Source organism: Rhizobium sp. 2MFCol3.1, assembly GCF_000377565.1.
Taxonomy (GTDB): Bacteria; Pseudomonadota; Alphaproteobacteria; order Rhizobiales; family Rhizobiaceae; genus Rhizobium.
In genome coordinates this window covers 397,841-412,300 of sequence record NZ_KB898353.1, presented here as the reverse complement: position 1 = coordinate 412,300, position 14,460 = coordinate 397,841, and the positions used below count along the sequence as shown (strand labels likewise).

The window sequence follows — 14,460 nt, the reverse complement described above, 5'->3', positions numbered from 1 at the left end:
ATCGCTCGGTTAACTCCGCTTGACAAAGTTGGAACGTTCCAATTATTAACAGTGAAAATTGGCGCAGACCAAGGGAGGACATTCATGGGCAAGGGACGGGTCACCGTCATCGACATCGCGAAGGCTGCCGGCGTTTCCAAGTCGACAGTTTCGCTGGTGCTGCAAGCCTCGCCCCTGGTGAATGAAAGCACCCGCACGAAGGTCAACGCCGTGATGCGGGAACTTGGCTACGTCTACAATCGCGGCGCGGCGAACCTTCGCCAGGCGAATGCGCGATCGAAGATCATCGGCATCGTCGTCAACGATCTGACCAACAGCTTCTTCGCCGAACTGGCCGTGGGCGTCGACACGGTGGTGCAGTCGGCCGGCTTCGTGCAGTTCCTGTCCAACACCAGCGAAAGCATCGATCGCCAGCGCGAGGTTATCGCCTCGATGCGCGAGCATGGCGTCTCGGGCCTGATCATCTCGCCGGCGCGCGGGACCGAAGCTGTCGACCTGAAGCCGCTTGTCATGGCCGGCATTCCGGTCGTGCTCGTCGTGCGCAACATTCCCGGTGCCAAGGTCTCATCGCTCGTCTCCGACAATCATGCCGGCACCTTTGCCGCCGTCGAACATCTGGCCGCGCTCGGCCACAGCCGTATCGCATTCGTCGGAGGCTTCCCGGACACCGCCGTCTTCGACGAGCGCCTGGGCGGCTATCGCGACGCCATGTCGAAAACCGGCACCGGCTTCCAAGAAGAGCTGGTCGTCTCGTCCGCGCCATCGCGCGCCGGCGGCGTCGATGCGCTTGCCCGCGCCATGGCCATGCCCGAGCCGCCGACGGCCGCCGTCTGCTTCAACGATGCGGTTGCCTTCGGCGTCTGCGATGGGCTGAGAGCGCGCCGCATCGAGCCCGGCAAGGACTTCGCCGTCGTCGGTTTCGACGATGTGATCGAGGCGAAGACCACGGTGCCGGCACTCACCACCATCTCGGTCGATCCGCAGGGGATCGGCCAACGCGCAGCACAGATGCTGCTGAAGCAGATCAACGCCGGGAAACCGGAAGCGGAATCGGCCGTGAGCTCGGTGCGCCTGATCGTGCGCGAAAGCTGCGGCGCGGCGATGAACAAGCCTGGGAGGAGAATGGCATGACGGTTCGTTGGGGTCTCATCGGCGCGAGTACGATCGCGCGCGAATGGGTGATCGGAGCAATTCGCGCCACCGGCGGCGAGGTCGTCTCCGTGATGAGCACCAGCCCGGAGCGCGCCAGCTCCTATGCCGCCGAGAACAATATCGGCAAGCATGTCTCCGATCTCGACGCTCTGCTCTCCGACCCCGAGATCGATGCCGTCTATATCTCGACCACCAACGAGCTGCACTGCGCTCAGGCAATCGCCGCCGCGCGCGCAGGCAAGCACATTCTCTGCGAAAAGCCGCTGGCTCTGTCTCTCGATGATGCCCACGCGATGGCGAAGGCCGCCGATGAGGCAGGCGTCGTTCTCGCCACCAACCACCACCTGCGCAATGCCTCGACCCACACCGCGATGCGTGACGCAATCGCGGCCGGCAAGATCGGAAAGCCGCTCTCGGCGCGCGTGTTCCACGCCGTCTACCTGCCGCCGCATCTGCAGGGCTGGCGGCTCGACAAGCCGCAGGCCGGCGGCGGCGTCATTCTCGACATCACCGTCCATGACACGGACACGCTGCGCTACGTGCTAGGACGAAACCCGGTCGAGGTGATTGCGTTCTCGCAGGCGGGTGGCATGGGCAAGGAAGGTCTGGAAGACGCCGTGATGGGCGTCATGCGCTTCGAGGACGATATCATCGCCCAGTTCCACGACGGTTTCACCACGAAATACGCCGAGACCGGTTTCGAGGTGCACGGCACCGAGGGCTCGCTGATCGGCCGCAATGTCATGACCCAGCGGCCGGATGGCACGGTGACCTTGCGGACTGCCGAAGGCGAGCAGTCGCTGCCGGTTACCGGAGGCAATCTCTACGAGACCGCGCTTGCCGCGTTTCACGCCGCCGTCGCCGGCAATGGCAGGCCGTCGGCAACGGCCAGGGATGGCATCTGGTCGCTGGCGACGGGCCTCGCGGTCGCGCAAGCGGCGCGCACGGGTGCTGCGGTGCCGGTCAAGACAGGACTTTGAACGCGATGAACAAGCACATCACCCCTTCGCAAGCCGCTGACCTGATCCCCGATGGCGCCGTCGTTTCGGTTTCCTCGTCCAGCGGCCTTGGCTGCCCCGACCTGATGCTGAAAGCGATCGGCGAACGTTTCGAAGCAACAGGTCATCCGCGCGAGATCACCACGCTGCACCCGATCGCCGCTGGCGACATGAGCGGGATCAAGGGCATAGACCACATCGCGCGCAAGGGCTTGCTGAAGCGCATCATCGGCGGCTCCTACCCTTCCGGCCCATCGACCGCCGAACCGCCGCTGATCTGGCAGATGATATCAGGCAACGAGATTCCGGCCTACAACATTCCCTCCGGCGTGATGTTCGACATGCACCGCGAGGCAGCCGCCAAGCGACCCGGCGTTCTGACGAAAGTCGGCATGGACACCTTCGTGGACCCGAAGCGTCAGGGCTGCGCGATGAACGCCGCCGCTCAGGAAACGCCCGTGGTCAAGCGTGTCTCCTTCGAGGGCGACGACTGGCTGTTTTTCCCGGCGATCAGGCCCGATGTCACGATCGTCAGGGCGACGACGGCCGACGAGCACGGCAACCTGACCTATGAGCACGAGGGCGCCTATCTAGGCGGGCTCGACCAGGCGCTCGCGGCGCGCAACAATGGCGGCATCGTCATCGCGCAGGTCAAGCGCATCACCAAGCAGGGTTCGCTGAAGCCGCACGACGTGCGCGTGCCGGGCATGCTGGTGGACTACGTCATCGTCGATCCCGAACAGAAGCAGACGACGCAGACGCTCTACGATCCCGCGATTTCAGGCGAAATCTTCCGCCCGCTCGACACGTTCCGCGTGCCCGAATTCAACATCCAGAAGGTGATCGCGCGTCGCGTCGCGCAGGAACTGCAGGCCAATAGCTGCGTCAATCTCGGCTTCGGCATCTCGGCGAACGTGCCGCGCATCCTGATGGAAGAGGGTCAGCACGGGGCCGTTACGTGGGTGATCGAGCAAGGCGCGGTCGGTGGCGTTCCACTGCTCGACTTCGCCTTTGGCTGCGCTTCCAACGCCGACGCGTACATGCCGTCGCCCTATCAGTTCACCTATTTCCAGGGTGGCGGTTTCGACGCGTCGCTATTGTCCTTCCTGGAGATCGGCCGGGATGGCTCGGTCAACGTCTCGAAGCTCTCCTTCCGCCCTCATGTGACGGCCGGAGCCGGCGGCTTCGTCGATATCACCGCTCGCGCCCGCAAGATTGTCTTCTCCGGCATGTTCAATGCCGGCGCCAAACTCGGCATCGCCGATGGCAAGCTTGTGATCGAGAAGGAAGGCAAGCTGAAGAAGCTGGTCAACGAGGTCGAACACGTGACCTTCTCCGGCCGCCGCGCGATCGAACAGGGGCAGGACATCACCTACGTGACCGAGCGCTGCGTGATGAAGCTCACCGCCGACGGGATCGTCCTGACCGAAATCGCACCCGGAATCGACCTGCAGACGCATATTCTGGATCAGTCGGAATTCCCGCTCTTGGTCGCCACGGACCTCAAGGTGATGGACGCCAGACTGTTTTCCGAAGAGCCGATCGGATTGTCGCTGCCGGTGAAAAGCGCCCGCGTTCTGGAGGGCACCTTCCATGACTAGCGGAACCGTGCGCGTCGACATCGACGGCTCACTTGCCATCATGACGGTATCGCGGCCCGAGAAGCTGAACGCGCTCGACCTCGACATGCTGAAGGCTTTATCGGAAGCCGCTGATGCGGTGGAAGTCAATCCGGATGTGCATGTCGCCATCATCACCGGCGAAGGCAAGGCCTTCTCGGCGGGCGGCGATATCAAGGCCTGGGGGCACATGGCGCCGCAGGAGTTCGGGCACGCCTGGGTGCGCTACGGCCATCGTGTCTTCGAACGTCTCGCCACGCTTCGCGTTCCCCTGATCGCGGCGCTGAACGGCCACGCGCTCGGCGGCGGGCTGGAGCTTGCCGGCCTTGCCGATATCAGGATTGCCGAAGAGCAGATCAAGATCGGCCTTCCGGAAACCGGCCTCGGCATGATCCCCGGCTGGTCGGGCACGCAGCGCCTCGTCAAGCGGTTCGGCGCGCAGATCGTCCGCCGCATGGCACTGGGCGGCGAGATCTTCACCGCCGAGGAAGCCCGCCAGTTCGGCATGGTCGACATGGTCGTCGCCACCGGCACCGCAGTCGATGCGGCACGGGACTACGCGCGCCGCGTCGCGACACGCGGACCGGCGGCACTCGAGATCACCAAGCTGATGATCGCGTCGGCCAATGGCGAGGACAATGGTACGGCGGTTGAAGCGCTCGGCTCGATCCTGGTCGCCAAAACGGGCGACCTCAAAGAAGGCGTGACCGCATTCAGCGAGAAACGCCCTGCACAGTTCAAGGGAGAATGGTAATGACGGTTCTGGTCACCCCGAAGGCGCTTGCCAATCAGACGGTCCGCGACTTCAAGATGCTGATCGACGGCAAGTGGATCTCCGGCAATGCCGCGCCGATCGAACGTGTCGCGCCGAGCCACGGCGTCGTCATCAGCCGCTTTCAGGCCGGTTCCAAGGCCGACGCCGAGCGCGCGATTGCCGCTGCCCGCAAGTCGTTCGACACCGGCCCCTGGCCGCGCATGACGGCATCGGAGCGCTCCGCCATCCTGCTCAAGGCCGCCGACCTCATTGCCGCCAGGGCCGACGAACTCGCCTATCTCGATGCGATCGAGGCCGGCAAACCGATCTCTCAGGTCAAGGGCGAGATCGCGGGATCGGTCGATATCTGGCGCTATGCTGCCGCACTTGCCCGCGATCTGCATGGCGAAAGCTACAACACGCTCGGCGACGGCACTCTGGGTGTCGTGCTGCGCGAGGCGATCGGTGTCGTCTCGATCATCACGCCGTGGAATTTCCCGTTCCTGATCGTCGGCCAGAAGCTGCCCTTCGCGCTGGCCGCGGGCTGCACCTGCGTGGTCAAGCCATCGGAACTGACATCGGGCTCGACGATCGTGCTCGGCGAAATCCTGCAGGAAGCCGGCGTTCCCGATGGCGTCGTCAATATCGTCACCGGCACGGGCGCCGAAGTCGGCGCGATCATGACGTCGCATCCCGACGTCGACATGGTTTCGTTCACCGGCTCGACCGGCGTTGGTAAGCTGACGATGACCAATGCGGCGCAAACGCTGAAGAAGGTTTCGCTGGAGCTCGGCGGCAAAAACCCGCAGATCGTCTTCCCGGATGCCGATCTCGATGCCTTCATCGACGCGGCCGTGTTCGGCGCCTATTTCAACGCCGGCGAATGCTGCAATGCAGGCTCGCGGCTGATCCTGCACAAGTCCATCGCCGGCGATGTCGTGGCGCGCGTGGCGGCGCTCGCCAAGCATGTGAAGGTCGGTGATCCCCTCGACCCGACCACGCAGGTCGGCGCGATCATCACGCCGCAGCATTTCGACAAGATCGCCGGCTATGTCGCGGCGGCAAAGAGCGCCGGCGCCGAAATCGCCCATGGCGGCGGGGCGCTGGATCTCGGCATGGGCCAGTTCATGGCGCCGACCATTCTCTCTCAGGTCACGCCGGGGATGACGGTCGCGCGCGAGGAGGTGTTCGGCCCCGTTCTTTCCGTCCTCACCTTCGAGACCACCGACGAAGCGATCGAGATCGCCAACTCCATCGATTACGGCCTCTCGGCCGGCGTCTGGAGCAAGGATTTCGATACATGCCTGACGATCGGGCGTAGAGTACGCGCGGGAACCGTCTGGATGAACACATTCATGGACGGCGCATCGGAGCTGCCGTTCGGGGGATACAAGCAGTCCGGCCTCGGACGCGAACTCGGCCGCCATGCGGTCGAGGATTACACCGAGACGAAGACGCTCAACATGCATATCGGCAGCCGCACAAACTGGTGGATGCCCAGGAACTGACAGCCGGCGGGGAGCCGGTCTGCAGAAACCACGCTCGAGGAGGGCGGGGGATACGGAACGAGAATGGGTCTCGTTTCGCGAACTTGAAAACGGGAGGTTTTCAAATGCGCAGATTTCTAACGGCGACCGCCGTGGTCGCATTGGCAGTTGGTGCTGTGGGCGGTTTGGCCCGCGCTGCCGATGTCAAGGAAGTGCAGATGCTGCATTGGTGGACGTCGGGTGGCGAAGCTGCCGCGCTCAACGTACTGAAGGGCGACCTGGCGAAGGAAGGCTACGCGTGGAAAGACGTGCCCGTCGCCGGCGGCGGTGGCGACGCCGCGATGACCGCGCTGAAGGCGATGGTTGCGGCAGGCACCTACCCGACCGCTTCGCAGATGCTCGGCTACACCGTTCTCGACTACGCGCAAGCAGGTGTGATGGGCGATCTCACCGAAACCGCGAAGAAGGAAGGCTGGGACAAGTCGGTTCCGGCAGCGCTGCAGAAGTTCTCCGTCTATGACGGCAAGTGGGTCGCAGCTCCAGTCAACGTTCACTCCGTCAATTGGCTCTGGATCAACAAGGCCGTGATGGACAAGATCGGCGGCACGCAGCCGAAGACCTTCGAAGACCTCGTAGCCCTGCTCGACAAGGCAAAGGCTGCCGGCGTCACGCCGCTCGCTCTCGGCGGTCAGAACTGGCAGGAAGCCACCATGTTCGACAGCGTCGTGCTCTCGACCGGCGGACCGGAGTTCTACAAGAAGGCCTTCAACGAACTCGATGAGGAGTCGCTGAAGTCCGACACGATGAAGAAATCCTTCGACAACCTGGCCACGCTGATCAAGTATGTCGATCCGAACTTCTCCGGCCGTGACTGGAACCTTGCGACCGCGATGGTCATCAAGGGTGATGCGCTGGTGCAGGTCATGGGTGACTGGGCCAAGGGCGAATTCGTCGCAGCCAAAAAGACCCCCGACACCGACTTCCTTTGCTACCGCTTCCCCGGCACCGACGGCAGCGTGATCTACAACTCCGACATGTTCGGCATGTTCAATGTTCCCGACGATCGCAAGGCCGCTCAGGTGGCGCTTGCGACGGCAACGCTGTCGAAGAGCTTCCAGTCGGCCTTCAACGTCGTCAAGGGCTCGGTTCCCGCCCGTACCGACGTGCCGGATACCGACTTCGACGCCTGCGGCAAGAAGGGTATCGCCGACCTGAAGGCAGCCAACGAAGGCGGCACGCTGTTCGGCTCGCTGGCACAGGGCTATGGCGCGCCTCCGGCCGTTGCCAACGCCTACAAGGACGTCGTCTCGAAGTTCGTTCACGGCCAGATCAAGACCTCCGACCAGGCTGTCGAGGAACTCGTGAAGGCAATCGACGACGCCAAGTAATCGGCTCCGAGCATGGTCTTCCCCGGCTCAGATGGCGGGGAAGATGTCGACTGCCAACGTCACCCTTGGGAGGGGGATGAATGTTATGAGCACTATCGCTACCACCAAACCAGAAGTCACAGCGCAGCGCGGAACGTCGTTTTCCATGCGCGGCTGGCTGCAGGACGCGCTGCCGAAAATCGTGCTTGCGCCGAGCTTCGCAATCACGCTGGTCTTCGTCTACGGCTTCATCCTCTGGACGGTCTATCTGTCCTTCACCAATTCAAAGACCTTCCCGTCCTACGCGCTGACCGGGCCTCGCGCCTATCAACGGCTCTGGCGCTGGACCTTCGAGAGCGATCCGCCGTCGTCCTGGTACACGTCGATCACCAATATGGGGATCTTCGGCTTCCTCTATATCGCGATTTGCCTGGGCCTCGGGCTGCTGCTCGCCATCCTGCTCGACCAGAAGATCCGCGGCGAAGGCATTCTGCGGCCGATCTTCCTCTATCCGATGGCGCTCTCCTTCATCGTGACAGGGGTTGCCTGGAAATGGTTCCTCGATCCGGGCCTCGGGCTGGAGCAGACGTTGCACCATTTCGGCTGGACGAGCTTTCACTTCGACTGGATCAAGAACAAGGACTTCGTGATCTACACCGTTGTCATCGCCGGCGTCTGGCAGGCCTCGGGCTTCGTCATGGCGATGTTCCTGGCGGGCCTTCGCGGCATCGACAGCGAGATCATGAAGGCGGCTCAGATCGATGGCGCCTCGACGGTGCAGCTCTATCGCCGCATCATCATTCCGCTTCTGAGGCCCGTGTTCCTATCCGCCTTCATCGTGCTCGCGCACATGGCGATCAAGTCCTACGACCTTGTGGTCGCGCTGACCTCTGGCGGCCCCGGCGGCTCGGCCTGGCTGCCGTCCAACTTCATGTATGAATACACCTTCAAGCGTAACGAAATGGCCGTCGGCTCGGCCAGCGCCGTGATCATGCTGATGACCATCTCGGCCATCATCATTCCCTATCTTTATTCGGAACTGCGGGAGAAATCGCGATGAGCACGGTCACATCGGATGCCTCCCACATGGCACGCATGCGGATGTTCAACCGCATCTTCATCTACGGCGTACTCGCGATCTTCGCGATCATCTACCTGATGCCGCTCTTCGTCATGTTGGTCACCTCGTTCAAGACGATGGACGAGATCCAGGGCGGCAACATGTTGTCGCTGCCGGCGGCGCCGACCTTCGAGCCATGGATCAAGGCCTGGGGCGAAACCTGCGTCGGCCTCACTTGCGCCGGCATCAAGGGTTATTTCTGGAACTCGATCAAGATGGTCGTTCCCGCCGTCGCCATCTCCACCATTCTTGGCGCGCTGAATGGCTACGTGCTCACCAAGTGGCGCTTCCCCGGCCACACGCTGGTCTTCGGACTGATGCTTTTTGCCTGCTTCATTCCGTTCCAGTCGGTGCTTTTGCCGATGGCAACCATTCTCGGCAGCCTCGGTCGCTTCGGCAACATGCTCACCAATGATATCGGCATGTCGCTCGGCTTCGGCAATCCGACGGTCAATCTGGTCATCGTCCACGTCGTCTATGGTCTCGGCTTCACGACGCTGTTCTTCCGCAACTACTACGAGGCATTTCCGACCGAACTGGTGCGCGCGGCGCAGGTGGATGGCGCGAGCTTCTTCCAGATCTTCCGCCGCATCATGCTGCCGAACTCGCTGCCGATCATCGTCGTGACCGTGATCTACCAGTTCACCAACATCTGGAACGACTTCCTGTTCGCATCCGCCTATGCGGGAACCGGCGAGTCCATGCCGATGACCGTGGCGCTGAACAACGTCGTCAACACCTCGACCGGTGTGGTCGAATACAATGTCAACATGGCCGCCGCGATGATCGCCGCCATGCCCACGCTTCTCGTTTACATCCTCGCCGGCCGCTACTTCGTTCGCGGTCTGATGGCGGGCGCGGTCAAAGGATAATCCCATGGCTTTTCTCGAAATCTCAGGCCTCAGAAAGCGTTTCGGCGCACTGGAAATCCTCAAGGGCATCGATCTTGAGCTGGAAAAGGGCGGCTTCCTGGTGCTGGTCGGCCCGTCCGGCTGCGGCAAGTCCACGCTGCTCAACACCATTGCCGGGCTGGAGGCCATCACCGAGGGCGACATCAGCGTCGATGGCCGCAGCATCTCGGACCTGCATCCGTCCAAGCGCGACATCGCCATGGTGTTCCAGAGCTACGCGCTCTACCCGAACATGACGGTGGCGGGAAACATCTCCTTCGGCATGGAAATGCGCGGCGTGCCGGCCGACGAGCGCAAGGCCGCGATCGACAAGGTCGCCAAGGTGCTGCAGATCGGACATCTGCTGGACCGCAAGCCGAGTCAGCTTTCCGGCGGCCAGCGGCAGCGCGTCGCCATGGGACGCGCGCTGGTGCGCGATCCCAAGCTCTTCTTGTTCGACGAGCCGCTCTCCAACCTCGACGCCAAGCTGCGCGTCGACATGCGCATCGAGATCAAGCGCCTGCACCAAGCGACCGGCAAGACGATCGTCTACGTCACGCACGACCAGATCGAGGCGATGACGCTCGCCACCAAGATCGCCGTGATGAAGGATGGCGAGGTGCAGCAGTTCGGCACCCCGGCTGAGATCTACAACAACCCCGCCAACATGTTCGTTGCCGACTTCATGGGTTCTCCGGCCATGAACCTCTTGTCCGGCACTATCGAACAGGGCGCGACAGGCCTCTCCGTGTCGCTCGCCCGTCCGAGCGGCGATCCGATCCGCTTGCCGATCGCACCGGGCCGCGAAGCGCTGCAGGCGCATGCAGGCCGGCAGATCGTCTTCGGCATCCGGCCGGAAGCGCTGACCGACCCCGACGGCGCCGACCGCAACGCGCGGACACTTGCCGAAGGCGATTGCCTGATCGACGTCGTCGAGCCGGCCGGGTCAGACACATTCGCGGTGACGAAACTCGGCGGCAAGGAGGTCGTCGCCCGCCTGCGCGCCGATGCCCGCATTCAGCCCGGCCAGAACGCACGACTGGCATTCAACCTCGACAAGGTGGTCTTCTTCGACCCGCAGAGCCAGGCGCGGATCGCGTGATCTGACGGCGGGACAGCAATATGAACAGAACACCTGATATCGTCATCATCGGCTCGGGCATCGGTGGCGCGACCGTCGCTGCCGGGCTAGCTGCCACCGGCGCCGAGATCCTCATTCTCGAAGCCGGCGAACGGATCGCCGACCACCCCGTCAACCGCGACCAGCGGGCGATCTTCCAGCGCGGCCATTTCCGCCCGAAGGAGACCTGGTACGAGGCCGACGGCACCGGCTTCAATCCCGGCAACTACTACAATGTCGGCGGCAACTCGAAATTCTTCGGCGCCGTGCTCTCGCGCTACCGCCGCGAGGATTTCGAAGAAATCCATCACCGCGAAGGCGTGTCGCCGGCTTGGCCGTTTCCCTATGGGGAACTGGAGCCGTGGTATGGCCGAGCCGAAAAACTGTACCGTGTGCGCGGCGCGCTCGGCGACGATCCAACGGAACCTTCGCACTCGACACCTTATGACTACCCGCCAGTGCGCGAAGAACCCGCCATCGCCGATGTCAGGGCGCGACTGAAGGCGAAGGGTCTGCACCCTTTCTCGCTCCCCTTGGGTGTCGATATCGACAAGTGGCTGGCGAAGGCGCCGACCCCTTGGGACGCGCATCCGAACTCTGACGACGGCAAGATGGATGCGGAGACGGCGGCCCTGTCGCAGGCGCTGCAACACGACAATGTCCGCCTTCAGACCAACTCTCCCGTCATCAAGCTGGAAGCGGATGCGGACGGCCGCATCTCTGGCGTCACTTACCGCCAGGGCGGCGAAACCCGAACGCTTCATCCAAAGCTCGTGATCCTGAGCGCCGGCGCCGTGCAATCCGCCGTGCTCTTGCTGCGCTCGGCAAGTGACCGGTTTCCGGAAGGCCTCGCCAATTCATCGGGCCAGGTCGGGCGCAACTTCATGAACCACAACTCCTCGGCCGTGATCGGCGTCTCGCCCCGATATCGCAACACCTCGATCTACCAGAAGACCTTCGCCTTCAACGATTTCTATCTGTCCGACGGCAATGGCGGACCGCCGCTCGGCAATGTCCAGCTGCTCGGCCGCATCTCCGGCAAGGTATTGAAGGGATCGCTGCCGAATGTCCCGGAATGGCTGCTCAATCGGATCACCGGCCATGCGATCGACTTTTACGCCATGAGCGAGGACGTTCCCAATCCGGAAAGCCGGGTGATGGTCGATGGCGACCGTATCGTCTTGAAATGGCACCGCACCAACTGGGATGCCCATCTCTCGCTGGTCTCCAAGCTCAAGGACATCCTGAAGTCGATCGGCTTTCCGCTAGTGCTCAGCCGACCATTCGACAAGCGCACGCCCTCGCACCAGTGCGGGACCATCAGGATCGGCCGCGACCCGGCGTCGGCTCCCCTCGACATCTACTGCCGCGCCTTCGATCACCAGAACCTCTTCGTCGTCGATGCGAGCTTCCTGCCGACCTCGGCGGCCGTCAATCCGGCCTTGACGGTGGCAAGCCAGGCACTGCGCGTCGCCGACCACATCGCATCAAAGGATTTGAGAGCATGACTACGCATTCGGACAAGCCCGTAGCCGTGGTCACCGGCGGTCGTCGCGGCATCGGGCTCGGCATTGCCGGCGCGCTGGCGACATCAGGCTTCAATGTCGTGATAACAGGCGTCGGCGCCGCGGAGACCGCGGACGAGACCGTCGCGCAGCTGAAACAACACGGTGCCGACGCGATCTACCTGCAGGCCGATATTTCGGCCGTCGAAAAGCACGAGGAGACCGTTCACGCGATCCTGCAGGCCTTCGGTCGCATCGATTGCCTGGTCAACAATGCGGGCATGGCGGCCGTGGTCAGGGGCGATTTCCTCGGGCTGACGGCTGACAATTTCGACGCGATCATGGCCACGAACCTGCGCGGCACGGTGTTCTTCACCCAGGCGGTGGTGAAGGCGATGCTAGTCTCCGGCGACAAGCCACACCCGCGCTCGATCATCAACATCACCTCGGTATCGGCCGAGGCGAGTTCGCCGGAGCGGCTGGACTATTGCATCAGCAAGGCCGGTCTTGCCGCCTTCTCTCAAGGGCTCGCGCTGCGCCTGGCGGAATCGGGCATTTCCGTCTTCGAACTCCGGCCTGGCATCATCCGCACCGACATGACGGCAGGCGTAACCTCGAAATACGACGCGCTGATCGAAGGCGGGCTCGTGCCGATGAAGCGCTGGGGCGAGGCCGACGACATCGGTCGGATTTGCTCGGCCCTTGCCTCCGGCGCCTTCGCCTTTGCGACCGGCACCGTCATCGACGCCGATGGCGGCCTTTCCATTCCCCGCTTGTGACAGGATAGAACCAATGGGCTTTGACTACATCATAACGGGCGCGGGTCCCGCCGGCTGCGTGCTCGCCAGCAGGCTAAGCGAAGATCCAGATGTCAGCGTGCTGCTTCTGGAAGCCGGTGGCGGCGACTGGAATCCGCTGTTCCACATGCCGGCCGGCTTTGCCAAGATGACCAAGGGTGTGGCCAGCTGGGGATGGGAAACCGTTCCGCAGAAGCACATGAAAGGCCGCGTGCTGCGCTACACGCAGGCAAAGGTAATCGGCGGCGGCTCGTCCATCAATGCCCAGCTCTACACCCGGGGCAATGCCGCCGACTACGATCTCTGGGCCAGCGAGGATGGCTGTGAGGGCTGGGACTATCGCTCGATCCTACCCTACTTCAAGCGCGCCGAGGACAACCAGCGCTTCGCCGACGATTACCACGCCTATGGCGGACCGCTCGGCGTCTCGATGCCTGTCTCCGCGCTGCCGATCTGCGACGCCTATATCCGCGCCGGCCAGGAGCTCGGCATTCCCTACAATCACGACTTCAACGGCAAGCAGCAGGCGGGCGTCGGCTTCTACCAGCTGACCCAGCGCAACCGCCGCCGTTCATCCGCGTCGCTCGCCTATCTCTCGCCCATCAAGGACCGAAAGAACCTGACGATCCGCACCGGCGCCCGGGTGAGCAGGATCGTGATCGAGGGAACAAGAGCCGTCGGCGTCGAAGTCGTGACGGACAAGGGCTCCGAGGTGATCCGCGCCGAGCGCGAAGTGCTGGTGTCATCGGGCGCCATCGGCTCGCCGAAGCTCCTGCTGCAATCCGGCATCGGCCCGGCCGATCATCTGACATCTGTCGGCGTCAAGGTTCACCATGACCTCCCCGGCGTCGGCGGCAACCTGCAGGACCACCTCGACCTTTTCGTTATTTGCGAATGCACCGGCGACCATACCTATGACGGTGTCGCGAAATTGCACCGGACGGTCTGGGCGGGGCTGGAATACATCCTCTTCCGCACGGGCCCGGTTGCGTCCTCGCTCTTCGAGACGGGCGGTTTCTGGTACGCGGACCCGAATGCGCGTTCTCCCGATATCCAGTTCCACCTCGGCCTCGGCTCCGGCATCGAGGCGGGCGTCGAGCGGCTGAAGAACGCCGGCGTGACGCTGAACTCGGCCTATCTCCACCCGCGCTCACGCGGCACCGTCAGGCTCAAATCATCCGATCCTGCGGCGGCGCCGCTGATCGATCCGAATTACTGGTCCGATCCGCATGACCGGACGATGTCGCTGGAAGGCCTGAAGATCGCGCGAGAAATCATGCAGCAGGCAGCGCTGAAGCCCTTCGTGCTGGCCGAGCGGCTTCCGGGGCCTAAGGTGATGACCGACGATGAACTCTTCGACTATGGCTGCGCCAACGCCAAGACCGATCACCACCCCGTCGGCACCTGCAAGATGGGCACGGGCGCCGACGCGGTCGTCGGGCTCGATCTCAAGGTGCACGGGCTGGAAGGCCTGCGCGTCTGCGATTCCTCCGTGATGCCGCGCGTTCCCTCCTGCAACACCAACGCGCCGACCATCATGGTGGGCGAGAAGGGCTCAGACATCATTCGCGGCAAGCTGCCGCTTCCCGGCGCCATCTTCGAGCACGAGCGCAATGACACGCGCCCGCGCGCACGGGCGGGGATTCGGTAA

The 14,460-nt window shown here is 63.3% G+C and carries 12 protein-coding genes; all 12 read left to right on the top strand.

The genetic code is table 11. The features are described from left to right. Positions 1-84 precede the first annotated feature (84 nt). The 12 genes from D460_RS0101700 (at position 85) to D460_RS0101645 (ending at position 14,460) form a co-directional block, all read left to right on the top strand. On the top strand, positions 85-1,131 hold the full coding sequence (locus D460_RS0101700; RefSeq protein WP_018896762.1) for a LacI family DNA-binding transcriptional regulator: 1,047 nt from the start codon (positions 85-87) through the stop codon (positions 1,129-1,131). Then, entirely contained in the window at positions 1,128-2,132 is a 1,005-nt protein-coding gene (locus tag D460_RS0101695) for a Gfo/Idh/MocA family oxidoreductase (RefSeq protein WP_018896761.1), read from the top strand. Before D460_RS0101700 ends, D460_RS0101695 begins: the two co-directional genes overlap by 4 nt. A 5-nt stretch (positions 2,133-2,137) precedes the next feature. After that, on the top strand, positions 2,138-3,751 hold the full coding sequence (locus D460_RS0101690; protein ID WP_018896760.1) for an acyl CoA:acetate/3-ketoacid CoA transferase: 1,614 nt from the start codon (positions 2,138-2,140) through the stop codon (positions 3,749-3,751). After that, positions 3,744-4,523, top strand: coding sequence for an enoyl-CoA hydratase/isomerase family protein (locus D460_RS0101685; protein WP_018896759.1), 780 nt, complete (start codon positions 3,744-3,746; stop codon positions 4,521-4,523). Before D460_RS0101690 ends, D460_RS0101685 begins: the two co-directional genes overlap by 8 nt. Continuing rightward, positions 4,523-6,031, top strand: coding sequence for an aldehyde dehydrogenase family protein (locus D460_RS0101680; protein WP_018896758.1), 1,509 nt, complete (start codon positions 4,523-4,525; stop codon positions 6,029-6,031). Before D460_RS0101685 ends, D460_RS0101680 begins: the two co-directional genes overlap by 1 nt. Before the next feature lie 104 nt (positions 6,032-6,135). Continuing rightward, positions 6,136-7,398 (top strand): ABC transporter substrate-binding protein, encoded by a 1,263-nt coding sequence (locus tag D460_RS0101675; RefSeq protein ID WP_018896757.1) that lies wholly within the window; start codon positions 6,136-6,138, stop codon positions 7,396-7,398. Positions 7,399-7,483: 85 nt separating this feature from the next. After that, a complete protein-coding gene (locus D460_RS0101670) occupies positions 7,484-8,437 on the top strand; it encodes a sugar ABC transporter permease (protein WP_026282688.1) in 954 nt (317 codons plus the stop codon). Next, positions 8,434-9,369, top strand: coding sequence for a carbohydrate ABC transporter permease (locus D460_RS0101665; RefSeq protein ID WP_018896755.1), 936 nt, complete (start codon positions 8,434-8,436; stop codon positions 9,367-9,369). The genes D460_RS0101670 and D460_RS0101665 overlap by 4 nt, the downstream gene beginning before the upstream one ends. 4 nt (positions 9,370-9,373) lie before the next feature. Then, on the top strand, positions 9,374-10,489 hold the full coding sequence (locus D460_RS0101660; protein ID WP_018896754.1) for an ABC transporter ATP-binding protein: 1,116 nt from the start codon (positions 9,374-9,376) through the stop codon (positions 10,487-10,489). Positions 10,490-10,509: 20 nt separating this feature from the next. Then, entirely contained in the window at positions 10,510-12,015 is a 1,506-nt protein-coding gene (locus tag D460_RS0101655) for a GMC family oxidoreductase (protein WP_018896753.1), read from the top strand. Then, complete coding sequence (locus D460_RS0101650; protein WP_018896752.1) at positions 12,012-12,791, top strand: 3-ketoacyl-ACP reductase; 780 nt, start codon at positions 12,012-12,014, stop codon at positions 12,789-12,791. Before D460_RS0101655 ends, D460_RS0101650 begins: the two co-directional genes overlap by 4 nt. 13 nt (positions 12,792-12,804) lie before the next feature. Continuing rightward, positions 12,805-14,460 (top strand): GMC family oxidoreductase N-terminal domain-containing protein, encoded by a 1,656-nt coding sequence (locus D460_RS0101645; protein ID WP_018896751.1) that lies wholly within the window; start codon positions 12,805-12,807, stop codon positions 14,458-14,460.